Source organism: Amycolatopsis sp. 505 (assembly GCF_031625235.1).
Classification (GTDB): Bacteria; Actinomycetota; Actinomycetes; order Mycobacteriales; family Pseudonocardiaceae; genus Amycolatopsis.
On sequence record NZ_JACKQP010000004.1, the window covers coordinates 629,892 to 651,108 of the forward strand.

Here is a 21,217-nt window from a genome sequence, read left to right on the forward strand (position 1 = left end):
CGGGGCACGGTCAGTCCGGGAGCGTGATCGGAGCGAGGTCCGCGAAGCCGTCTCCGGGGCCCGGATTCGCCGGATCGGTTACTCCGCCGAAGTGGTGCAGCACGCCCCACACGGCGTTCAGCGCCGTCTGCACCGCGCCCTCGGCCCAGCCCGCCGTCCACGAGATGTCGTCGCCCGCCAGGAACAGGCCCCGGTAGCGCGCCGGCAGCTCGTCCTGCACGAAGTGCGTGAACAGCCGCTGCTGGTAGCGGTAGTGCCCGGGCAGGTTCGCCTTGAACGCGCCCATGAAGTGCGGCTCGGCCTCCCAGGACACCGTGACCGGGTCGCCGATGATGTGCCGCCGGACGTCGACACCCGGGTAGATCTCGCGCAGCGACTGGAGCATCACCTCGACGCGCTCGCCGACCGAGAGCGGCAGCCACTTCAGCGAGTCGTCGGCCCACGTGTAGGACAGGCAGATCACCGCGGGGGAGTCCGGGTCGTCGCCGAGCAGGTACGTGCCGCGGGGCATCCGGTCGGTGAGCGTCATGCTCATCGCGTCGCGGCCGGTGCCCGCGTCGCGGTCCAGCCAGAACGGCCGGTCGACCGGCACGAACACCTTCGACGACGCCATGTAGTGCGTGCGCTCGATCGCCGTCCAGTGGTCGATCGGGAACAGCGCCTCGTCGCACTCGATGTTCGACAGCAGCATCCAGCTCTGCGCGGTGAACACCGCCGCCGGGAACGTCCGGATGTGCCCTGCGGTGTCGGTCACGGTGATGTTGCCGGGTGCCGTGCGGTGCAGCCGCGCGACGCCGGGCTGCGGACGTCCGCCGTGCAACGTGCTCAGGCTGGTGCCCGCGGGCCAGAAAGCGATCTCTTCCGGGGCGTGCTCCCACAACCGCAGCGGGAGCTGCCTGCTGCCGCCGACGATGCTGCGGTGCTCGTCGTCGGCTCCGGTGTAGACCACCCGCAGGATCTCCAGGATGGAGTTGGGGAAGTCGGTGTCCCAGCCGCCGGTGCCGAAGCCGACCTGGCCGAAGATCTCGCGGTGGCGGAAGGAGGCGAACGCCGGGGAGTCGCACAGGAAGCCGTAGAAGGTCTGGTTGTCCAGCCGTGGGACGAGCTCGTTCCACAGCCGCTTGATCGTCTTCGCGTCGCGGTCGCGGATCGCCGTCTGCATCTCGGCGAAGGAGGCGTGCTCGGCCAGCGTCCGGTCCCAGGCCGCGGCGACCTCGCGGAAGACGACGGGCAGGTCCTCGGGCGTGCGCGCGTAGTGGCTCTCGCCCTTCAGGTCGACGACGGTGCTCGGCGTCCCCGGGGCCAGCGGGTTCGGGAACGGCGTCGTCTCCAGCCCGACCTTGTCGATGTAGTGGAACAGCGCGGTGGACGCGGGCGGGAAGCGCATCGCCCCCATCTCGGCGACGACGTCGTCCGGGCAGCCGGGGAACCGGACGGTCCGCAGCCGGCCGCCGATCTCGGCGATCTCGTACACCACCGGCCGCAGGCCCAGTTTCATCAGCTCGTACGCGGTCACGGTGCCGGAGAGGCCGCCACCGATCACGGCGACCTCGGTGCCGTGCCGCTCGGCGGGCAGCGTGCCCAGGCCGGCGGGGTGGGCGAGGTAGTCGTCGTAGGCGAACGGGAAGTCCGGGCCGAACATCGTGATCGGGCGGCCCGCCGGTTCGTCGTGGTGGATCGCGGTCGGGACGGCGGAGGTCATGCGGTGGTTCCTCGGTACAGTTCGGGCCGTCGGTCGGCCAGGTGGGTGTTCTCCAGGCGGGACGCGGCCAGCGCGTCCCGGGTGACGTCGGCGGTGACGACTTCGGGCCCGGCGCCGGCGCGGGCCAGCACGTCGCCGGTCGGGGCCACGACGCAGGACCGGCCGCAGTAGGTCAGCTCCCGCTCGGTGTCGCAGCGGTTCGCGTAGGCGACGAACAGCTGGCTTTCGTAGGCGCGGGCGGGCACGAGCGTGTCCGCGACCAGCTCGTACGGGCTCATCAGCGCGGTCGGCACGACCAGGAGCTCGGTGCCGGCGAGCGCGTGCGCCCGGACCAGTTCCGGGAACTCGACGTCGTAGCAGATCAGCAGGCCGATCCGGAGACCGCCGAGGTCGGCCTGGACGACGGGCTCGTCGCCGGGGGTGAACCAGGCCTTGTCGAGCTCGCCGAAGAGGTGGGTCTTGCGGTAGTTGGCGAGCCGGTTTCCGGTCGCGTCGATCAGCTGGACGCTGTTATAGACGTGCTCGCCGTCGGTTTCCGGGTAGCCGTAGGCCAGTGCGGTGCCGGTTCGCCGCGCCCACGCGGACATCCGCGCCGCGGTGGGGCCGTCGGCGGGTTCGGCGAGCTCGTGCGTGCGCGCGCCGATGTGGTAGCCCGTCGTGCTCATCTCCGCGGTGACGACCAGGTCGGCGTCGATTCCGGGCAGGTCGGCGAGCGGGCCCTGGTGAATCGCGACCCTCATGCCAGCCTCGACTTCCGGATCCCGTAGCCGAAGTAGATCAGCAGGCCCAGGACCATCCAGGCGCCGAAGACCAGCCAGGTGGCGCCGTCGAGGCTGAGCATCATGTAGCCGCAGCACAGCACGCCCAGGATCGGCGTCACCGGCGAGAGCGGGACGCGGAACGTCCGCGGGCGGTCGGGCTGGCGCTTCCTGAGCAGCAGGACGGCGACGTTGACCAGGCCGAACGCGAACAGCGTGCCGATGCTGGTGGCGTCGGCGAGCTTGCCGAGCGGGATGAAGGCGGCCAGGACCGCGACGAACGCCGAGACCACGAGGGTGTTGATCCGCGGGGTGCCGGTCTTCGCGTCTACTTTGGACAGCACGGACGGGACGAGGCCGTCGCGGGACATCGCGAACAGGATGCGCGTCTGTCCGTAGAGGACGGTCAGCACGACGCTGGAGATCGCCACGATCGCGCCGACGGCCAGCAGCCCGGCCCAGAACGGGTTGTCCGAGACGACGTCGAGCACGTGCGAAAGGGCGGCTTCCTGGCCGTCGAACCGCTGCCACGGCAGGGCGCCGACGGCGGCGACCGCGACCAGGCAGTACAGCACGGTGACGATGCCGAGGGAGAGCAGGATCGCGCGCGGCAGGTCGCGCTGCGGGTTCTTCGCCTCCTCGCCGGCGGTCGAAGCGGCGTCGAAACCGATGTAGGAGAAGAACAGCTTGGCGCCGCCGGCGCTCAGCCCGGCCAGCCCGAGCGGCAGGAACGGCGTGAAGTTCTTCGCCTGCACCGCGCTGAAGGCGATCGCGCAGAACAGCACCAGCGTCCCGATCTTGACCACGACCATGACGGCGTTGGCCCGCGCGCTCTCCTTGGCGCCGGAGAGCAGCAGCACCATCGCGAGGACGACCACGAGGATGGCGGGCACGTTGACGACCCCGCCGGAGCCGGGCGGCTGGCTCAGCGCGTCCGGGATGGCGAAGCCGAAGGCCAGGCGGAGCAGTTCGTTGAGGTACTGGCCCCAGCCGACGGCGACGGAGGCGACCGAGACGCCGTATTCGAGGACCAGGCACCACCCGCAGACCCAGGCGACGAGCTCGCCGAGCGTGGCGTAGGTGTAGGAGTAGGACGAACCGGACAGCGGGATCATCCCGGCGAGCTCGGCGTAGGACAGCGCCGAGAACAACGCCGTGACGCCGGCGAGCACGAAGGAGAGCACCACCGCCGGGCCGGCCACCGGGACGGCCTCGCCGAGCACGACGAAGATGCCGCTGCCCAGCGTCGCCCCGATGCTGAGCATGGTGAGCTGCCCGAGGCCGAGCGACCGCTTCAACGTGCCATGATCACCTTCGGCGACCAGGTCGGCGACCGGTTTCCGCCGCACCGTCGCGGCTCGCAAAGTCATGCCGACGACGGCAACGGTCGTTTCCGGAGCGCAAAACAGGGGAACATTGCGCGTACAGATGAATCACAGGTGATTCATTGCACATTGTCGTCAGATCATGGCGATTCGTTTTGATCCTCCTGGGGGTGTCGGATCGGCGGTCGGCCGTTCGTGGAGGGGGTGAGCGGCCGCCACGAGGGCGCCGCCACGAGCCCAAGGGGAAGAAAATGGCCGTCGCCCGTCGCATGTACGACCTGGTCGAGCCGATCGGCCTCGTGCCCTACTTCGCCGACGAGTCGGACGAGGCCCTCCTGGCGCTCGGCCTGCGCAACGTGTGGGACGCCTACTTCGCCGGACGGGCCGCGCCGCTGGGCCGGTCGGTGCCTGCCGAGGTGGTCCACGCGATCTTCTACAACTTCGCTCCCGGCGAGGTGGCCCGGCACATCCCGCGGGTCTGGGAGCTCACCACGCCCGAGGCGGCGCTGGCCGCGCGCGAGCGTGGCTGCGTCGCGGGGATGCGGCGGATCCTCGGTGACCTCGCGGACGACCCGCGTGTCGCCCGCGCCGCGGACCTCCTGCTCAAGGCGGCGACCAGCGCGCCGGTGGAAGGACGCGCGCTCTTCTCGGCCCTGCGCGCGCTGCCGGTCCCGGAGGAGCCGGTGGCCCGGCTCTGGCACGCGGCCACCCTGCTGCGTGAGCACCGCGGCGACGGTCACATCGTCGCGCTGGTGGCCGAGGGCATCGGCGGGACGGAGGCCCACGTGCTCCACGCGCTGTCGATCGACCTGCCCGCGGAGAAGTTCGGCCGGGTCTGGCACCTGCCCGCCGCCCAGCTGACGGCGGTCGTCGACGGCCTGCGCGCCCGCGGCCTCGTCGGCCCCGACGGCTGGCTCACCGCCGACGGCCGGGCCGCGAAGGAGCGCGTCGAGGCCCTGACCGACCGGCTCGCCGAGGCCCCGTACGACGCCCTTACCCCGGCCGAGCTCGACCGCCTCATCACCGACCTCGAACCGCTCTCGGCCCCCTTCCGGGCCACCTTCCCGATGTAGCCGTGATCAGCGAGCCATCACCCGTGATTGAAGGGTCGACACGCGTGATTGAAGGGTCGACACGGCTCGCCGTCGTGTCGACCTCCTAATCACGCGTGTCGACCTTCTAATCACGCGTGTCGACCTCCCAATCACGGTGGGGCGGCGGGCAGGAGGAGGGTGAACGTGGGTGGGTGGGGGCGGCTGAGGCGGAGGCGGCCGCCCTCGGCTTCGGCGAGGCTGCGGGCCAGGCGGAGGCCGATGCCGTGGCCGCTGGGCGCCGTCGCGAACGGGTCCCGTTCGCCGAGGTCCGGGCCTTCGTCGGTGACGTCGATCGCCAGCGCGTCCCCGGCGTCGCGGGCCAGGACCGTGACCGTCCCGCGGCCGTGCGTCACCGCGTTGTCCAGCAGGACGCCGAGCACCTGCCGGACCGCCGCGGCCGCCACGCGGGCCGCCGGCGGGTCCTGACGGCTGATCCGCAGCTCCCGCCCCTGCGGCCCGAGCAGCGCTTCGCCCGCCTGCCGGACCTCCTCGAGGAGCACACCGAGGTCCAGCTCGGCCCGCGGCGCCCGGCGTTCGCGGCCCAGCGCCAGGAGGTCCTCGATGGTGCGTTCCAGCCGGTCGGCGGACGCGATACCGGCGCGGATGGCCGCGTACGGGTCCGCCGCCGGTGTCTCCAGCGCGGCTTCGAGCTGCAGGCGCAGCCCGGTGAGCGGCGTGCGCAGCTGGTGGGACGCCTCCGCGGAGAACGCGCGCTCGCGCTCCAGGGTCTCGCCGATCCGGGCCGCGGTGGCGTCCAGCGTCTCGCCGACCTGGTCGATCTCGGGGATGCCCGCGCGCGGCGACCGGGCCGTGAAGTCGCCGTCGCCGAGCCGCTCGGCCGTGACGGCGAGCTCCTCCAGGGGCCGGACGAGCCGCCTCGTGAACCGCCGGGCCAGCAGCCAGCTGACCCCGGTCGTCACGACCGCGAGCCCGGTCATGCCGACCCAGGTCAGGATGATCTGCAGCCGCAGCTGGGACAGCGGCCGCGCGGCGCGGACCACGCCCGTCACCAGGGAGCCGCTGACCACCGGCACCGCCAACGCCATCTCGTCGCCCTCGCGGCCGATGACGACGTCCACCGTGGCCTTCGCGGCCTGCCGCTCGACCGCGCCGGCGACCGCGGGCCCGTGCCCGGCGAGGAGCCGCCCGTCCGGGCTGTAGACCGCGACGTCGGCTTCGGCTTCGTCCTCGTCCTCGGCTCGTGGCAGCACGGGCGGTAGGCCGGCGTTCAGCTCGTGGGACACGGAGAGTGCGGCGGCGTCCGCCGCCCGCTCCAGGTCACCCTTCGCGTCGTCGTGGTAGTACTGCCACACCGCGAAGCCCAGCGGCAACGCGAACAGCAGGGTGGCGACGAGTGCGGCCAGCACCGTCAGCGAGGTGATCCGGCGGCGCACGGCTACCCCTCGGCGGCGGTCCGGGCCGGGTCTTCCAGCCGGTAGCCGTGCCCGCGCAGGGTGGCGATCCGCGGCACCTCGTCCTCGGGCCCGGCGGCCGCCGACAGCTTGCGGCGCACCGCCGCGATGTGCACGTCCAGCGTCTTCGTCGAGCCGTACCAGTGCGCGTCCCAGACCTCGGACATCAGCGTCTCGCGGCTGACCGCGACGCCGGGCTGCTCGGCGAGCCGGGCCAGCAAGTCGAACTCCTTGGCGCGCAGCACCACCTCGCGCCCGCCCAGGGTGGCGCGGCGGCCGGCGATGTCGACGGTCAGCCCGCCGACGGTCACCGGCGGCCGGGCCCCGGCCGGCGCGCCGCGGCGCAGGTGCGCCCGCACCCTGGCCAGCAGCTCGCCCAGCCGGATCGGCTTGGTGAGGTAGTCGTCCGCCCCGGCGTCGAGGCCGACGACGACGTCCATCTCCTCCTGCCGCGCGGTGAGGATGACGAGCACCGCGGCCGGCAGCGCGGCCCGCAGCCGGCGGCAGACCTCGACGCCGTCGAGGTCGGGCAGGCCGAGGTCGAGCAGCACGAGGTCGAAGTCGCCGGACTCGGCGGCCTGCAGGGCGCTCCGTCCGTCGCGGCACCAGCACACCTGGTGACCGTGCAGCCGGAGCGTCGATTCGAGCACGCTGCCGATCGCGGCGTCGTCTTCCACCACCAGCAGGTTCGGCATGCCGGGAAGCCTAACCAACGAAGTGCCGGATTCCGGACGGCTGTGGCCTATTCCGCCCGCGTGGCGAGGCCGATCTGCGATATCCGCACCGAAGCGGCGGTCAGGGCTTCGGTGAACGCAGCGACTTCGCCGGGTCCGAACCGGCTGCTCGGCCCGGTGATTGCGAGCGCGGCCAGCAGCCGCCCGTCGCCGTCGTGCACCGGCGCGGCCACGCTCGAAGCGCCGGCCTCCGGCTCCCCGTGACTGACGGTGGCGCCTTCGACCCCGTCGAGGACCCGCCCGGCGGCCCCGAAGCCGAGCGGCAGCTCGTCCCCGACGCGGCCGACGTGCCGGATGGCCAGCGGCCCCTCCTGCTGGGCCACGCAGACCAGCACAGAGGTGCTGCGCACGTAGATGTTCACGGTCTCCCGGCATTCGCGAGCCAGGTCGCGCAGCACCTGGCGGACGGGCTCGGGCAGCTGCCACGCGGTGTTGGCCAGGTGCGCCCACCGCAGCATCCCGGGCCCGACGGTGATCCGCCCGTCCGGCCGGGTCCAGAGCAGGCCGCGCTGTTCGCAGGTGGCGACCAGCCGCAGCACGGTGGTCTTGGCCAGCCCGCTGGCCGCGGTGAGGTCCTTGACGGCCCAGAGCCGGCGTTGTTCGGTGAAGAGGGCGAGCAGGTCGAACGCGCGGAGCACGCTCCGGACCGATCCGTCTTCGACTGTCTTCATGAGCGACCCCCGTCCGCCTAGTGGACCCAGGGTACCGTCAGGTGGACCGGGTGGGGTGTCGTGTCGCTCGAACGCCGTAGCGGTTTCGGGACCGCCTGGGGGCGCGGTGCTGTTCGAACGTCGCGAATGACTCATTCGGGACCTCGGGCGTCTCGAATGAGTCATTCGCGACCCTGCAGGCTCCGCAGGCCTGGGCGGGGTGCCGGTCTGGGCGTCCGCGCGCCGATGCGTGTGGTGAGGCAGCTGCGAAAGGTGCTCCGGCTCAGGCGACGTACCTCTCGAACGCCGCAACGGTCTCCGCGAGCACCTCCGCCCCCGGCCGGGCCCACAGGTCCGCGTTGAACACCTCGACCTCGATCGGCCCTCCGTACCCCGCCGCCTCGACGGCCGTGCGCAGGTGGCGGTGGTCGATCGGGCCGTCGCCGGGGAGCGCCCGGCCGAGCAGCGGGTCCGGGAGCGGCACCAGGACGTCGCACACGTGGAACCCGGCGATGCGCCCGGTGGCCGCGGCGATCGACTCCTCGATCCGCGGGTCCCACCACACGTGGAACTCGTCCACGATCACCCCGACCTGCTCGGCCGGGTGCTCGAGCGCGATCGCCAGCGCCTGGTCCACAGTGGACAGCACCGACCGGTCCGCGCACTGCATCGGGTGCAGCGGCTCCAGGCCCAGCCGGACCCCGCGCTCACCGGCGTACGGCGCCAGCTCGCCCACCGCGTCGGCGACGCGCTGGCGGGACGCGGCCAGGTCGTTGCCCGCGATCCCGCCCACCACCAGCACCAGCACGTCGGCGCCGAGCGTCGCGGCTTCGTCGATCGCCTCCCGGGTCTGCGCCAGACCGTCCACAGGGGACCCCTCCGGTGTCACGCCGGTGAAGAACCCACCGCGGCACAGCGACGACACCCGCACACCGTGCTCCTTGAGCAACCGCGCGGCCTCGTCGACGCCGGTTTCGGCGACCTTGTCGCGCCACAGCCCGATCCAGCCGACGCCCGCCTCGGCGCAGCCGGTCACGGCCTCGGGCAGCGACCAGGACTTCGTGGTGATCTGGTTGAGGCTCAGCCGGGGGTCCATCACGCCACCCCCGCCACCTGCAGCAGCGGCCGCATCCGGGCCTCGGCCAGGTCGGGGTCGGCCAGCACGCCGGCCTCGTCGGCCAGCCGCAGCAGCGTCGCCAGGTGGGTGATCGTGCGCGCGGACTCACTCCCGGCGATCATCCGGAAGTGGTCCTGGTGGCCGTTGAGGTGGGCCAGGAACACGACGCCGGTCTTGTAGTGCCGGGTCGGCGCGCGGAAGATCTCGCGCGACAGCGGCACGGTCGGGTCGAGCAGGGCGCGGAACCCGCCCTCGTCGCCGGCGTCCAGGCGGGCCAGCGCCGCCGCGGCGACCGGGGCGAGCGGGTCGAAGATGCCGAGCAGGGCTTCGCTGTGGCCTTCGGCGTCCCCGGCGATCAGCGACGGGTAGTTGAAGTCGTCGCCGGTGTAGCAGGCGACGCCGTCCGGGAGCGCCCGGCGGAACTCGACCTCGACCTCGGCGTCGAGCACCGACACCTTGACCCCGGCGATCGCGCTCGCGTGCTCGGTGCAGAGCGCCGCCAGCTCGCGGGCGGCGGCGCGGACGTCGGCGTGACCCCAGTAGCCGGCCAGCGCCGGGTCGAACTGCTCGCCCAGCCAGTGCAGCAGCACCGGGCCGCCCGCCTCGGACAGCAGCTTCCCGTACGCCGCGTGGTAGTCGTCCGGACCCGTGGCCGCCGCGGCCAGCGCGCGGCTGGCCATCACGACCGGGACCGCGCCCGCGCCGGCGACCAGGGCGAGCTGCTCGCGCCAGGCGTCCACAATGGACGCGACGGTGGCCGGTCCCGGCGGCAGCTGGTCGGTGCCGACCCCGGCGCACCAGCGGCGCCCGGCCGCGACCGCGCCGGTGCGGGTCACCAGGTCCCGCGTCGTCGCCCAGTCGAGGCCCATGCCGCGCTGCGCGGTGTCCATCGCTTCCGCGACGCCGAGTCCGGACGACCAGAGGTGCTCGCGGAAGGCCAGCGTCGCGTCCCAATCCACGGCGTACGGCTCGTCGGCCCGCGCGTCCGCGACGACGTGCGCGGCGGCGTAGGCGATGCGCGAGGTCGGCGGCGTCTTCGGGGGCGCGGGGGGCCGTGGCCCGGACGGCGACCAGTTCAGCAGCTCGCCGCCGGGGGCCGGGAGCACGAGCATCGGAGACCTCCGGAAGGGGCAGAAAGCGCTTTCTGAACCCACGGTAGGGCCTGTGCCGCGCCCGCGGCAAGGCCCGGTGGGGTCACCGCTTGGGGCGGCCGGTGCTTTCGCGCAGGACGACTTCGCCGGACAGCCGGACCGTCCGCGGCCGGGCACCCGCGGAGCCCTTGATCGCCAGGTCCATCGCGCGTTCGCCGAGTTCCTCCAGCGGCAGCCGCACGGTGGTCAGCGCCGGGGCGAGGTCGCGGACCACCGGGATGTCGTCGAACCCGGCCACCGAGATGTCGCCGGGCACCGACAGGCCTTCCTCGCGCAACGCCGTCAGCGCGCCGATGGCCATCACGTCGGTGACGGCGAACAGGCAGGTCGGCAGCTTGCGCTTGCGGCCGGCGAGCAGCCGTTTCGTCGCCTCGTAGCCGCCGTCACGGCTGAACGGGGCCTCGACGACGTCTTCCTCGCGCAGCTCGATGCCGTGCGCGGCGAGTTCGCCGGAGAACCCGGCCAGCCGGTCGATCACGGTGCTCAGCCGCCGCGGCCCGGCCAGCACGGCGAACCGCTTGTGGCCGAGGCCGACCAGCTCCTTCGCCAGCGCCGCGGCGCCGCCCTTGTTGTCCGGCTGCACGGTGTCGATCTTGAGGCCGCGGTGCCTGCTGACCGCCGCGACCTGGCCGCCGCCGCGCCGGTAGGGCTCCAGCTCGGCGGCCATCGCGCGTTCCCACGCCCGGTCTTCGAACGCCGAGCCGATGAGCAGGATGGCCGCGGCCCGCTGCGCCCGCAGCGTCGAGACGTAGGCGACTTCGCGGTCCGGGTCGCGGAACGTGCCGGCCAGCATGACGAGCAGCCCGTTGTCGGTCGCCACCCGCATCACCCCGCCCGCGATGGCCGCGAAGTACGGGTCGCTGACGTCGTGGCAGATCACGCCGACCGTGCGGTGCGTGCCGCCGGCGAGGGCCTGGGCGTGCGCGTTGGGGGCGTAGGCCAGTTCGGCCGCGGCGGCGGACACCCGCTCCCGCAGGTCGGCGCGGACGGACGCGGTGCCGTTGAGCACCCGCGACGCCGTCGCGAGCGAGACGTTCGCGCTGCGTGCCACGTCTTCGAGTGTCACGTGCGGCCGGGCCTTCATGGCTGGCTCCTCCAAGATCGGTCTCGAGTGTCTCGGCGTGCTCGGTCGGTGCAATCTACTGGGAGGGGGGTGTGCCGGGAGAAGCCGCTGCTCGGGGGACCTCCCCCGAACGAGTGAAAACCGGCGGGAAGATCGCGCGCTTTGTGTGTGTTGCAAACAAGGAGAACCTTCAAGTGGTGAGCCCGCCACTGCCGACGTCCACGAAAGGAAGCACCGCATGTTGTTCGGTGACGAGCACGTCCGCCGCTACGAGGAGACCGACGGCGAGGTCGGCCACGAGTGGAAGGAAGGCGTCCCGACACTGGTCTTGACCACCACCGGCCGCAAGACCGGGCAGGAGCGCAAGTTCGCGCTGATCTACCAGGAAGTCGACGGGAACGCGGTGATCGTGGCCTCCAAGGGCGGCGCGCCGAACCACCCCGGCTGGTACTTCAACCTCGTCGAGCACCCCGAGGTCGGCGTCCAGATCAAGGCGGACAAGTTCAAGGCCCGCGCCCGCACGACGTCCGGCGAGGAGCGCGCGAAGCTGTGGGACAAGCTGGCCGCCGTCTGGCCGGACTACAACGAGTACGCCAAGAAGACCGACCGCGAGATCCCCGTCGTGGTGCTCGAGCGGCTCTGAAAGTTTTTCGCTGTGATCTGCGCCGCGTTCGGCGCGGGCGGGGGCCGATCCGGCCGGTCGTGGGCTACGAATGACAGTCATGGACCGCTGGACCGCCCTGGACCTCGAGGGTGAACTGCTCACCCGACGCCAGATGATCGCCTACGGCCGGCGCTTCGCCCGCGCCGGCCGTGGCGCCTGGTACAGCTTCGCCATCGAGGTGGTCTGGCAGTTCCTGGTCCAGTCCACCCGGTTCCGCGTGCGGGGCTCGCGCCACATCCCGAAGACCGGCGGCGTGCTGGTGGCGTCGAACCACCTGTCGTTCGCCGACCCGACGACGCTCACGGCGTTCTGCCTCGCCGCCGGCCGCGTGCCGCGCTACCTGGCGAAGGCGTCGCTGTGGAAGGTGCCGGTGGTCGGCCGCGTGATGCGCTCGGGCCGCCACATCCCGGTCTACCGCGGCGCGGCGACGGCCGCGGAGGCCTACCGCGACCTCGTGGCGTCGGTGCGGGCGGGCGAATGCGTCGCGATCTTCCCGGAAGGCACGTTCTCGAACGACCCGGAAGGCTGGCCGATGCGCGGCAAGACCGGCGTCGTGCGGGCGGCGCTGGAGACCGGGGCCCCGGTGATCCCGGTGGCCAACTGGGGAACCCACCACCTGCTGCCGTCGACGGCGAAGTTCCCGCGGGCGCTGCCGCGCAAGACCGTGGAGCTGCTCGCCGGGCCGCCGGTCGACCTTTCCGACCTCGTCGGGCGCGAACTGACGCGGGAGGTGCTCGAGGAGGCCACGGCCCGGATCATGGCCGCGATCACCGAGCTGCTGTCCTCCCTCCGGGGGAAGCGGCCGCCGCTGGCTGCCTGATTTTGTCGGTGGTGGGTGAGAGCCTGCCGGCATGACGATTTCCGGGTTCTCCTACGAGCGGATCCCCGTCGGGGATGTGCACCTCGGCGTCGCGCAGGGCGGCGCCGGGCCACCCGTGGTGCTGCTGCACGGCTTCCCGCAGACCCACCTCGCCTGGCGGGAGGTGGCGGTGCGGCTGGCGCGCGACCACCGGGTGATCTGCCCCGACCTGCGCGGCTACGGCGGCAGCGACAAGCCACCGGGCGACTACTCGAAGCGGCGGCTGGCGGCGGACGTCGTCGAGCTCGCCCGTGCCCTGGGGCACGAGCGGTTCGCGCTGGCCGGCCACGACCGGGGTGCGCTGGTGGCGTTCCGGGCGGCGCTCGACCACCCGTCGGCGGTCGGTCACCTGGCGGTGCTCGACGTGCTCCCGGCCGTCGACCTGTGGGAGTCGCTGACGGGCACCGGCGGCGTGTTCGCGTTCCACCTGTTCCTGCTCGCGCACCCGCCCCCGCTGCCGGAGCGGATGCTGGGCGCGGCGCCGTCGGTGTTCTTCGGGCACTTCCTCGACGCCTGGGTGCGCGATCCTGCGGCGATCCCGCCGGAGGTCCGGGCGGCGTACCTGGCGGCGGCCTCGACGCCGGAGGCGATCGCGGCGGTGTGCGCGGACTACCGGGCAAGCGCGACGGTGGACGCGGAGCACGATGCGGCCGATCGCGCCGCCGGGCGGCGGCTGGCGATGCCGGTGGCCGCGCTGTGGCAGCGGCCGGCGGGCGAGCTGCCGTTCGATCCCGCGGCGGTGTGGGGCTCGTGGGCGCCCGACCTGCGGACGCACGTGCTGGATTGCGGGCACTTCCTGCCCGAGGAACGGCCGGAGGAGGTGGTGGCCGCCCTGCGCGAGCTCATCGCCGCGTGAGGCCTGGGCCGCAGTGCCGCGTGAGGTCCGGGTCACCCCGCCCGACGGTGCTCGGAAGGGTAGTTTCGAGGCATGAGTGCACAACACTTTGATGTCGTCGTGCTGGGGGCCGGGGTGGGCGGCTACGTCGCGGCGATCCGCGCGTCCCAGCTGGGGCTGAGCGCCGCGGTGGTCGAGGAGAAGTACTGGGGTGGCGTCTGCCTGAACGTCGGGTGCATCCCGTCGAAGGCGCTGCTGCGCAACGCCGAGCTGGCGCACGTCGTCACGCAGGAGGCGAAGGCGTTCGGGATCTCCTCCGACAGCCCGATCAAGGTCGACTACACGGCCGCGTACGAGCGGAGCCGGAAGGTCGCCGAGGGGCGCGTCAAGGGCGTGCACTTCCTGATGAAGAAGAACAAGATCACCGAGTTCGACGGGCACGGCACGTTCGTCGACGACCACACCCTCGAGGTCGACGGCGAGCGGATCACGTTCGATCACTGCGTCATCGCGACCGGCGCGACCACCCGGCTGCTGCCGGGGACTTCGCGCAGTGAGCGCGTGGTGACCTACGAAGAGCAGATCCTGTCGAGTGAGCTGCCGTCGAGCATCGTCATCGCCGGCGCGGGCGCGATCGGTGTCGAGTTCGCCTACGTGCTGCACAACTACGGCGTCGACGTCACGATCGTCGAGTTCCTCGACCGGATGGTGCCCCTGGAAGACGCCGAGGTTTCGGCGGAGCTGGCGCGCCGGTACCGCAAGCTCGGCATCAAGGTGCTGACGTCGACCCGCGTGGAGTCGATCGACGACTCGGGCTCGTCCGTGCGCGTGACGGTGTCCTCGGAGAAGAACGGCGAGCAGGTCCTCGAGGCCGACAAGGTCCTGCAGGCGATCGGCTTCCAGCCGCGCGTCGAGGGCTACGGCCTGGAGAAGACGGGCGTCGCCCTCACCGACCGCGGCGCGATCGCGGTGGACGGCCGCGGCCGCACGAACGTCGAGCACATCTTCGCGATCGGCGACGTGACGGCGAAGCTGATGCTGGCGCACGCGTCGGAGTCGATGGGCGTGGTGGCGGCGGAGACGATCGCGGGCGCCGAGACGATGGAGCTCGACTTCCCGATGATCCCGCGCGCGACGTACTGCCAGCCCCAGATCGCCAGCTTCGGCTGGACGGAGGAGCAGGCCCGCGAGAAGGGCTTCGACGTCCAGGTGGCGAAGTTCCCGTTCACGGCCAACGGCAAGGCCCACGGCCTCGGCGACGCGGCCGGTTTCGTGAAGCTGATCAGCGACGCGAAGTACGGCGAGCTGATCGGCGGGCACCTGATCGGCCCGGACGTGACGGAGCTGCTGCCGGAGCTGACGCTGGCTCAGCAGTGGGACCTGACGGTGCACGAGGTTTCCCGCAACGTCCACGCCCACCCGACGCTGGGCGAAGCGGTCAAGGAAGCGATCCACGGCCTCGCGGGTCACATGATCAACATGTAGGGACGTCGAAGCGGAGCTCCGGCCGGTCCCAGCCGATCTTCGGTGGTCTGGCGGGGATCGTGCCGGTGCGCCGCGCGCCCATCCGCACGTAGAAGGCCAGCGCGGGCGGGTGCGAGACGACGCGCACCGACTCCAGCCCACGACTACGGGCCTCGGCGAGCATGTGCGTGATCAGGCGCGCGCCGATGCCGAGCCCCTGGGCCCGGTCCGCGACGAAGAGCAGGTCGAGTTCCGCGGCCACGAGTGCGTAGAAGCCGAGGATCTCGGTGCCGCTCGTGGCGATGAAGGTCGGGTTGGTCTCGACGTACCCGGGGGCGATTGCGTAACCGTCCAAAATGGATGCGTAGTCACCTTGATACGCCGAGGACGCGTGCATCAGTGCGGTCAGGGTGCCGGCCTGGTCCGGCGTTGCGCGGGCGATCTGGAGCTGACCCATGCCCGCCAGCCTACGATGACGGGATGACGGACCTCGACCGGCTCCGGGACACGCTGTCGCACAACGAAATACGGTGACCTCTTCGCCATGGTCGTCCGGCCGAACCCCGTGCTCGCGCCACGGGCGGTCTACGAGCGGAAGGCCGCCCGGTGGCCGGCCCGCACTGACGGTCTTGACCTCGAGTTGGCTCGAAGTTCCAGACTGGGGCCATGAAAGCCGTAGCGTTCACCGAATTCGGCGGGCCCGAAGTGCTCCGCGTCCTCGACCTGCCGGAACCCCACGCCGGGCCGGGGGAGGTGCGGGTGCGGGTCAAGGCCGCCGGGGTCCAGCCGTTCGATGCCGCCGTGCGGGCCGGGTGGGAGCCGCCGCACCTCGCGCTCGGCTGGCCTCGGGTGCCCGGGAACGAGTTCGCCGGCGTCGTCGACGAGGGCGAACTCGACGCCGGCACCGAAGTTCTCGGCTTCACCGCCGTGCAGGCCGCCGCCGAGTACATCGTCGTTCCCGCTGCCGATGTCACGCCGAAGCCGCCGGAAATGCCGTGGGAGGTCGCCGGCGGGTTCACCGCCGGGGCGCAGACCGCCTCCATCGCGCTGGAAGCGCTGGACCTGCGCGAAGGGGAGACGTTGCTGATCCACGGCGCCGCCGGCTCGGTCGGCACCGTCGCCGTGCAGCTCGCCAAGCTGCGGGGCGCCCGGGTGGTCGGCACCGCGAGCGAGGCCAACCAGGACTACCTGCGCGAGCTGGGCGCGACCCCCGTCGTCTACGGCGAAGGGCTGAAGGAGCGCGTGCTCTACGCCGCGCCGCAGGGTGTCGACGTCGTGCTCGACGGGGCCGGCGGAGCGGCGCTGGACGTCTCACTCGAACTGGTGAGGGCGCGGAACCGGATCCTCACCCTCGTCGACCACGACCGGGCCGCGGGGCTCGGGGTGCTCGTCTCGAAGTCCGGACGCTCGGCCGCGCGGCTCGCCGAGCTGGCCGCTCTCTACGCCAAGGGCGACTTGCGCTTCCTGGTGCGCCGGGCCTACCCGTACACCGAGGCCGTCGCCGCGCACCGGGAAATCGAAACCGGACACGGCCGGGGAAAAATAGTTCTCACATTCCCCTGATCGTTCCAGTATGTGGACGCGAAGGCGTTCCCGACTTTGGTCGCTGGAATCCGGCTCGGTCACTCCTTAGATTCTCCCCATTACACCCGGTCGGGTGTCATTCGGTCGGGTGGCCGAGTACCACAGGGAGACATCGATGGTGAGATTCAGCCGGGTCGCCGCGCACGCGGTTCCGCTGACGGTCGGCGCGCTGCTGCTGACGACGGGGGTCTCGGCGGCGCAGCCGTCCACCGTGGACGCTGCGGCCGCGCGCACCGAAGCGGGCATCAACGCGCTGCAGAGCATCAAGAAGAGCCTGAGCCCCGCCGAGCGCAAGCAATCGAGCCAACTCGTCGTCGAGAAGCGGTTGCGGGCCGACCGGTCGCTGGCCGCGAAGCTGCCCGAATACCGCTCCGGCGTCGGCGTCAGCAACGCCGGCACCGTCTCGGTCGACATCGCCGCGCAGGGCAAGGCCGTCGCGAACGCCGTCAAGGCGGCGGGCGGCACCGTCCGCTACGCCGCGCCGGACGGTGCCGTCCGCGCCGACCTGCCGCTGTCCGCCCTGGACGCGATCGCCGGCCGGGCCGACGTCACCGAGGTCAAGCCCGCCGCGCAGGCCACCACCTGGAGCGAGCAGGGCAACCGCGACTTCCGCAAGGCCGCGTCCGCGCAGGCGGCCGCCGCGGCGACGCAGGTGTCCGAAGGGGACAAGGCGCACGGCGCCGACACCGCCCGCACGACCTACGGCGTCAGCGGCTCCGGCGTGAAGGTCTGCGTGCTGTCCGACGGCGTCGACTCCCTGGCGAAGTCGCAGGCGGCCGGCGAGCTGCCCGCGGTGGACGTCCTGTCCGGCCAGAAGGGCAGCGGCGACGAGGGCACCGCGATGCTCGAGATCATCCACGACCTCGCGCCGAACGCGACCCTCGGCTTCGCGACCGCGTTCACCAGCGAAGCCAGCTTCGCCGCGAACATCCGCGCGCTGCGCACCACCGGCAACTGCAAGGTCATCGTCGACGACGTCTCCTACTTCGACGAATCGCCGTTCCAGGACACGCAGGTCGCGCAGGCGGTCAACGACGTGACCGCGGCGGGCGTCCTGTACTTCTCCTCGGCCGGCAACTCGGGCAACGCGACCGACGGCACCAGCGGCTACTACGAGGGTGACTTCCGCGCCTCGTCGTCGAAGATCAGCGGCGTCACCGGGACCCCGCACGACTTCGACCCGAGCAGCACCACGCAGAACTTCGACGCGCTTTCGGCGGGCTCGCTCGGCAAGCCGGTGACGCTGTTCTGGTCCGACCCGTGGGGCAAGTCCGCCAACGACTACGACCTGTTCATCCTGAACTCTTCCGGCCGCGTCGTCGCCTCCAGCGAGAACGCGCAGTCCGGTTCGCAGAACCCGTACGAGATCGCGAGCGTGCCCACCACCGGCTCCGGCTACAAGGTCGCGGTGGTCAAGTACAGCGGCGCCGACCGCTTCATCGCGCTGAACGTGATCCGCGGCCGGTTCGTGGCTTCGGGCTCGCTCAAGGCGTTCAGCACCAACGGTGTCACGAACGGCCACTCGGCCGCGGTCAACGCGTTCAGCGTGGCGGCGGCCCCGGCGGCGGGCGCGTTCACCCGGCCGCTGGAGACCGGCGACCCGGCCAACCCGGCGGGTCCGTACCCCGGCCTCTACACGGCGTCGAGCAAGTGGGAGCGCTTCTCCTCCGACGGCAAGCGCCGCCTGTTCTACAACGTCGACGGCACGGCGATCACCCCGGGCAACGTGTCTTCGACCGGCGGCACGGTCCGCAACAAGCCGGACATCACCGCGGCCGACGGCGTCGCCACCTCGGTGGCGGGCTTCCAGCCCTTCTTCGGGACCTCGGCGGCGGCCCCGCATGCGGCCGCCATCGCGGCCCTGCTGCTGTCGGGCAAGCCGGCGGCGACCCCAGCCCAGATCCGCACGGCCCTGGTGTCCTCGGCGATCGACCTGGGCACGCCGGGCTTCGACACGGTGACCGGCAACGGCGTGATCATGGCCGGCCCGGCCCTGGCCGCGCTGGGCGTGGCGGCGAAGTAACGGACGTTCCGCGAAAGGGCCCGGCACGCGCCGGGCCCTTTCGTTAGGGTCGGGGCATGGCGAAGACCGCGGTGGTGACCGGAGCCGGTTCGGGGATCGGGCGGGCGGTGGCGCGGGCGCTTCTCGAAGACGGCTACCGGGTCGCGCTGGCCGGACGGCGGGCCGACGCTCTCGCGAAGACCGCCGCGGGCTTCGAGAACGCCCTGGCCGTGCCCACCGACGTTTCCGACGAACACGAGGTCGAAGCCCTCTTCCACGCCGTGCGGGAGCGGTGGGGGCGGCTCGACCTGCTCTTCAACAACGCCGGGATCTCCGCGGGCGGGACCGTGGCCGACCTGTCCGTCGCGGACTGGAAGCGGACCGTCGACGTCAACCTCACCGGGATGTTCCTCTGCGCGCGGCAAGCCGTGCTGCTCATGAAGGACCAGGACCCCCGCGGCGGCCGGATCGTCAACAACGGCTCGATCTCCGCCCACGTGCCGCGGCCGGCGAGCGTCGCCTACACCGCGACCAAGCACGCCGTCACCGGGCTGACCCGGTCGATCTCGCTGGACGGCCGGGCCTGGGACGTCGCCTGCGGGCAACTCGACATCGGCAACGCCGCCACCGAGATGACCGAGCGGATGGCCGCCGGTATCCCGCAGGCCGACGGCCGGGTCGTCGCCGAGCCGACCTTCGACGTCCGGCACGTGGCCGACGCCGTGCGGTACATGGCCGGGCTGCCGCTCGACGCCAACGTCCAGTTCCTCACCGTCACCGCGACGACCATGCCGTTCATCGGCCGCGGCTAGGGGATCACCCGCGCCTTCCGGAACTCGTCGAACAGCCGGAAGAACATCTGCTCGGTCTCCACGTACTCGTGGAACCCCGCCCGGCGCGACTTCGACGTGTCGGCGAACATGTCGTAGTCCCAGCCGAACACGAAGTCGCCGAACGCCCACGACGCCGAAACGTCCGCGTAGGACGCCGAGAGCCCGTGTTCGGCCGCCATCCGGGTCCACAGTGGACCTTTGTCCGCCATGACGTCGGCGAGGGACATCCGCAGCGGTGGTGCGACGTCGAGGTCGAAGTACGCCGCCAGCTTCGGCCAGAGCTCGCGCCAGCGGAACAGGTCGCCGTTCGCGATGTTGAAGGCGCCCTGCTGCCCGGTCGCCCAGACCGTCGCCGAGGCCAGGAGGCCCGCGTCGGTCATCTCCAGCAGGCTGTCGTACGCGCCGGGTTTGCCGGGGAAGCGCAGCGGCAGCCCGAGTTCCTTCGAGATCGACGCGTACACCGCGATCACCAGCGCCAGGTTCATCGGGTTGCCCAGTGCCGTGCCGCCGACCACCGACGGCCGGATCGCCGACCACGTCCACGACCCCGCCCGCCGTTCGAGGAACTGCTGCTGGTCGACGTTGAACTCCGGCGGCATGTGCCCGGCGTCGGTCTCGCGCGCCGGCGTCTTGAACGGCCCGAGGTGCGCGCCGTAGACCTTGTAGCCCTGCATCAGGCTGACGTGCCGCAGGCCGGGCGGGGCCGCGTCGACGAGGTTCGTCAGCATCGCCAGGTTCGGCGGGACCAGCTCCGCCCACGTCGGTTTGTCCTGGTAGGCCGCGTAGAAGAGGTGCGTGGCCGAGGTCAGCGGGGCGAGCTTCGCGCGGGTGTCGGCCGGGTCGAGGAGGTCGACGGCGATCGTGCCCGGGCCGCCGCGCCGCGAAAGGCCGGTGACGTCCCAGCCGTTCGTGCGCAGGTGCTCGGTGAGCGTGCGGCCGATGATCCCGTTCGCTCCGGCGACCAGAGCTGTCTTGCGTTCCATGCCTTCAGGCTCGGCTCGCGGCTTCGATAAGTCCAAGGCTTAGTTGTCACCAAGTCGATAAACTGAGTTCATGACAAGTCTGCGGCAGCTCGAGTACCTGGTCACGGTGGTCGACACGGGTTCCTTCACCCGCGCCGCCGAACAGCTGCACGTGACGCAGCCGGCGTTGTCGCACCAGATGCGGGCCCTCGAACGCGGCCTCGGCGGGCCGCTACTGGAGCGGCTGCCGCGGGCCGTCCGGCTCACGCCGATGGGCCGGGCGATGCTGCCGCACGCGCGGGCGGCGCTCGCCGACGCCGAACGCGCGCGCTGCGCGGCCCGGCTCGCGTCCGGGACGACGGCGGGCGAGCTGCAGGTCGCGACCGTGTATTCGGTCAGCCTGGGCGTGCTGCCGCCCGCGCTGCGGGTGTGGCGGCGCGATCGGCCGGAGGTCGACGTCCGGCTGATCGAGTTCCGGCACGCCGACGAGCTGCGCGAAGCGATGGCCGCGGGCGAGGCCGACGTCGCGCTCGGCCCGCGCCCCGGCGACTGGGCGGGCCCGGTCCGGGAGCTGGGGGTGGAGGAGTTCGTGGTCGTGCTGCCCGCGGACGGCGCGACGGAAGGCGACGCCACCGGGGTCGTCGATCTGGCCACCCTCTCCGACTGCGCCTGGGTGCACTACGCGCCGGGCAACGGCCTGGCGGAGCTGGTCGACGCGGCCTGCGCGGCGGCGGGCTTCCGCCCCCGGGCCGCGGTCCGCACCGAGCAGACGGCGGCGGCCCCGATCCTGGCGGCGGCGGGCCTGGGGCCGGCGCTGGTGCCGGAGAACGTCCTGCCGGCCCGCTTCGACGGCCGGGTCCTGCGGCCGGCGGCGCCGGTGCGCCGGGTGCTGACGGCGTACACCCGGGCGGCGCCGGATCCGCTGACCGGCGCGTTCATCGAGACGCTGGTCGCGCACGCGACGGTCTGATACGCGGACGCACGACTCCGAACGGACCAGCGAAGGTT

General features: G+C 72.2%; 20 protein-coding genes. 9 read left to right on the forward strand and 11 right to left on the reverse strand.

Annotation, left to right across the window (positions count from 1 at the left end; all coding sequences use genetic code 11):
• Window positions 1–10 precede the first annotated feature (10 nt).
• The 3 genes from H5965_RS18860 to H5965_RS18870 are packed head-to-tail and all read right to left on the reverse strand — an operon-like array spanning window position 11 to window position 3,830.
• On the reverse strand, window positions 11–1,702 hold the full coding sequence (locus H5965_RS18860; RefSeq protein ID WP_310971318.1) for an NAD(P)/FAD-dependent oxidoreductase: 1,692 nt from the start codon (window positions 1,700–1,702) through the stop codon (window positions 11–13).
• A complete protein-coding gene (locus H5965_RS18865) occupies window positions 1,699–2,442 on the reverse strand; it encodes a carbon-nitrogen hydrolase family protein (protein WP_310971319.1) in 744 nt (247 codons plus the stop codon). Before H5965_RS18865 ends, H5965_RS18860 begins: the two co-directional genes overlap by 4 nt.
• Window positions 2,439–3,830, reverse strand: coding sequence for an amino acid permease (locus tag H5965_RS18870; RefSeq protein ID WP_310971320.1), 1,392 nt, complete (start codon window positions 3,828–3,830; stop codon window positions 2,439–2,441). The genes H5965_RS18865 and H5965_RS18870 overlap by 4 nt, the downstream gene beginning before the upstream one ends.
• A 224-nt stretch (window positions 3,831–4,054) precedes the next feature.
• Between H5965_RS18870 and H5965_RS18875 the strand changes: the two genes are divergently transcribed.
• Window positions 4,055–4,858 carry an SCO6745 family protein gene (locus H5965_RS18875; protein WP_310971379.1) on the forward strand — a complete coding sequence of 268 codons (804 nt, stop codon included), beginning with the start codon at window positions 4,055–4,057 and terminating at the stop codon, window positions 4,856–4,858.
• 131 nt (window positions 4,859–4,989) lie between these two features.
• Here the strand turns inward: H5965_RS18875 and H5965_RS18880 are convergent, their stop codons facing one another.
• From H5965_RS18880 to H5965_RS18905, 6 genes are all read right to left on the reverse strand, one after another.
• The gene (locus tag H5965_RS18880) at window positions 4,990–6,273 is read right to left on the reverse strand and encodes a HAMP domain-containing sensor histidine kinase (protein WP_310971321.1); all 1,284 of its coding nucleotides are present in this window, start codon (window positions 6,271–6,273) and stop codon (window positions 4,990–4,992) included.
• 2 nt (window positions 6,274–6,275) lie between these two features.
• Window positions 6,276–6,986, reverse strand: a complete 711-nt coding sequence (locus tag H5965_RS18885) for a response regulator transcription factor (protein WP_310971322.1) — start codon at window positions 6,984–6,986, stop codon at window positions 6,276–6,278.
• 47 nt (window positions 6,987–7,033) lie between these two features.
• On the reverse strand, window positions 7,034–7,696 hold the full coding sequence (locus H5965_RS18890; RefSeq protein ID WP_310971323.1) for a helix-turn-helix domain-containing protein: 663 nt from the start codon (window positions 7,694–7,696) through the stop codon (window positions 7,034–7,036).
• A 262-nt stretch (window positions 7,697–7,958) separates the two neighbouring features.
• Complete coding sequence (locus tag H5965_RS18895) at window positions 7,959–8,771, reverse strand: sugar phosphate isomerase/epimerase family protein (protein ID WP_310971324.1); 813 nt, start codon at window positions 8,769–8,771, stop codon at window positions 7,959–7,961.
• Window positions 8,771–9,904: a DUF993 family protein gene (locus H5965_RS18900; RefSeq protein WP_310971325.1), complete on the reverse strand. Its 1,134-nt coding sequence runs from the start codon at window positions 9,902–9,904 to the stop codon at window positions 8,771–8,773. The genes H5965_RS18895 and H5965_RS18900 overlap by 1 nt, the downstream gene beginning before the upstream one ends.
• Before the next feature lie 82 nt (window positions 9,905–9,986).
• Window positions 9,987–11,027, reverse strand: coding sequence for a LacI family DNA-binding transcriptional regulator (locus H5965_RS18905; protein WP_310971326.1), 1,041 nt, complete (start codon window positions 11,025–11,027; stop codon window positions 9,987–9,989).
• 217 nt (window positions 11,028–11,244) lie between these two features.
• Between H5965_RS18905 and H5965_RS18910 the strand changes: the two genes are divergently transcribed.
• The 4 genes from H5965_RS18910 (at window position 11,245) to lpdA (ending at window position 14,849) form a co-directional block, all read left to right on the forward strand.
• The gene (locus H5965_RS18910; protein ID WP_310971327.1) at window positions 11,245–11,649 is read left to right on the forward strand and encodes a nitroreductase family deazaflavin-dependent oxidoreductase; all 405 of its coding nucleotides are present in this window, start codon (window positions 11,245–11,247) and stop codon (window positions 11,647–11,649) included.
• A 79-nt stretch (window positions 11,650–11,728) separates the two neighbouring features.
• Window positions 11,729–12,490: a lysophospholipid acyltransferase family protein gene (locus H5965_RS18915; RefSeq protein ID WP_396136914.1), complete on the forward strand. Its 762-nt coding sequence runs from the start codon at window positions 11,729–11,731 to the stop codon at window positions 12,488–12,490.
• Window positions 12,491–12,521: 31 nt separating this feature from the next.
• Window positions 12,522–13,385: an alpha/beta hydrolase gene (locus H5965_RS18920; RefSeq protein WP_310971329.1), complete on the forward strand. Its 864-nt coding sequence runs from the start codon at window positions 12,522–12,524 to the stop codon at window positions 13,383–13,385.
• A gap of 72 nt (window positions 13,386–13,457) precedes the next feature.
• Complete coding sequence (gene lpdA, locus H5965_RS18925; RefSeq protein ID WP_310971330.1) at window positions 13,458–14,849, forward strand: dihydrolipoyl dehydrogenase; 1,392 nt, start codon at window positions 13,458–13,460, stop codon at window positions 14,847–14,849.
• Here the strand turns inward: lpdA and H5965_RS18930 are convergent.
• Window positions 14,839–15,285 (reverse strand): GNAT family N-acetyltransferase, encoded by a 447-nt coding sequence (locus H5965_RS18930; protein WP_310971331.1) that lies wholly within the window; start codon window positions 15,283–15,285, stop codon window positions 14,839–14,841. The two genes, lpdA and H5965_RS18930, sit on opposite strands and share 11 nt — an antisense overlap.
• 209 nt (window positions 15,286–15,494) lie before the next feature.
• Between H5965_RS18930 and H5965_RS18935 the strand changes: the two genes are divergently transcribed.
• The 3 genes from H5965_RS18935 (at window position 15,495) to H5965_RS18945 (ending at window position 19,226) form a co-directional block, all read left to right on the forward strand.
• Window positions 15,495–16,391: an NADP-dependent oxidoreductase gene (locus H5965_RS18935; RefSeq protein WP_310971332.1), complete on the forward strand. Its 897-nt coding sequence runs from the start codon at window positions 15,495–15,497 to the stop codon at window positions 16,389–16,391.
• Between the two features lie 136 nt (window positions 16,392–16,527).
• Window positions 16,528–18,435, forward strand: a complete 1,908-nt coding sequence (locus tag H5965_RS18940) for a S8 family serine peptidase (protein ID WP_310971333.1) — start codon at window positions 16,528–16,530, stop codon at window positions 18,433–18,435.
• A gap of 56 nt (window positions 18,436–18,491) precedes the next feature.
• Window positions 18,492–19,226: an SDR family oxidoreductase gene (locus H5965_RS18945; RefSeq protein ID WP_310971334.1), complete on the forward strand. Its 735-nt coding sequence runs from the start codon at window positions 18,492–18,494 to the stop codon at window positions 19,224–19,226.
• Here the strand turns inward: H5965_RS18945 and H5965_RS18950 are convergent.
• The gene (locus H5965_RS18950; protein ID WP_310971335.1) at window positions 19,223–20,230 is read right to left on the reverse strand and encodes an SDR family oxidoreductase; all 1,008 of its coding nucleotides are present in this window, start codon (window positions 20,228–20,230) and stop codon (window positions 19,223–19,225) included. The two genes, H5965_RS18945 and H5965_RS18950, sit on opposite strands and share 4 nt — an antisense overlap.
• Before the next feature lie 70 nt (window positions 20,231–20,300).
• Between H5965_RS18950 and H5965_RS18955 the strand changes: the two genes are divergently transcribed.
• Complete coding sequence (locus tag H5965_RS18955; RefSeq protein ID WP_310971336.1) at window positions 20,301–21,179, forward strand: LysR family transcriptional regulator; 879 nt, start codon at window positions 20,301–20,303, stop codon at window positions 21,177–21,179.
• Window positions 21,180–21,217: the final 38 nt, after the last annotated feature.

Excerpts from the sequence above, each read along its gene's own strand:
- H5965_RS18945 (WP_310971334.1), top strand. The coding sequence starts at position 18,492 with ATGGCGAAGACCGCGGTGGTGACCGGAGCCGGTTCGGGGATCGGGCGG.
- H5965_RS18955 (WP_310971336.1), top strand. The coding sequence starts at position 20,301 with ATGACAAGTCTGCGGCAGCTCGAGTACCTGGTCACGGTGGTCGACACG.
- lpdA (WP_310971330.1), top strand. The coding sequence starts at position 13,458 with ATGAGTGCACAACACTTTGATGTCGTCGTGCTGGGGGCCGGGGTGGGC.
- H5965_RS18930 (WP_310971331.1), bottom strand. The coding sequence starts at position 15,285 with ATGGGTCAGCTCCAGATCGCCCGCGCAACGCCGGACCAGGCCGGCACC.
- H5965_RS18890 (WP_310971323.1), bottom strand. The coding sequence starts at position 7,696 with ATGAAGACAGTCGAAGACGGATCGGTCCGGAGCGTGCTCCGCGCGTTC.
- H5965_RS18900 (WP_310971325.1), bottom strand. The coding sequence starts at position 9,904 with ATGCTCGTGCTCCCGGCCCCCGGCGGCGAGCTGCTGAACTGGTCGCCG.
- H5965_RS18915 (WP_396136914.1), top strand. The coding sequence starts at position 11,729 with ATGGACCGCTGGACCGCCCTGGACCTCGAGGGTGAACTGCTCACCCGA.
- H5965_RS18875 (WP_310971379.1), top strand. The coding sequence starts at position 4,055 with ATGTACGACCTGGTCGAGCCGATCGGCCTCGTGCCCTACTTCGCCGAC.
- H5965_RS18920 (WP_310971329.1), top strand. The coding sequence starts at position 12,522 with ATGACGATTTCCGGGTTCTCCTACGAGCGGATCCCCGTCGGGGATGTG.
- H5965_RS18905 (WP_310971326.1), bottom strand. The coding sequence starts at position 11,027 with ATGAAGGCCCGGCCGCACGTGACACTCGAAGACGTGGCACGCAGCGCG.
- H5965_RS18860 (WP_310971318.1), bottom strand. The coding sequence starts at position 1,702 with ATGACCTCCGCCGTCCCGACCGCGATCCACCACGACGAACCGGCGGGC.
- H5965_RS18870 (WP_310971320.1), bottom strand. The coding sequence starts at position 3,830 with ATGACTTTGCGAGCCGCGACGGTGCGGCGGAAACCGGTCGCCGACCTG.
- H5965_RS18940 (WP_310971333.1), top strand. The coding sequence starts at position 16,528 with ATGGTGAGATTCAGCCGGGTCGCCGCGCACGCGGTTCCGCTGACGGTC.
- H5965_RS18885 (WP_310971322.1), bottom strand. The coding sequence starts at position 6,986 with ATGCCGAACCTGCTGGTGGTGGAAGACGACGCCGCGATCGGCAGCGTG.
- H5965_RS18865 (WP_310971319.1), bottom strand. The coding sequence starts at position 2,442 with ATGAGGGTCGCGATTCACCAGGGCCCGCTCGCCGACCTGCCCGGAATC.
- H5965_RS18935 (WP_310971332.1), top strand. The coding sequence starts at position 15,495 with ATGAAAGCCGTAGCGTTCACCGAATTCGGCGGGCCCGAAGTGCTCCGC.
- H5965_RS18950 (WP_310971335.1), bottom strand. The coding sequence starts at position 20,230 with ATGGAACGCAAGACAGCTCTGGTCGCCGGAGCGAACGGGATCATCGGC.
- H5965_RS18895 (WP_310971324.1), bottom strand. The coding sequence starts at position 8,771 with ATGGACCCCCGGCTGAGCCTCAACCAGATCACCACGAAGTCCTGGTCG.
- H5965_RS18910 (WP_310971327.1), top strand. The coding sequence starts at position 11,245 with ATGTTGTTCGGTGACGAGCACGTCCGCCGCTACGAGGAGACCGACGGC.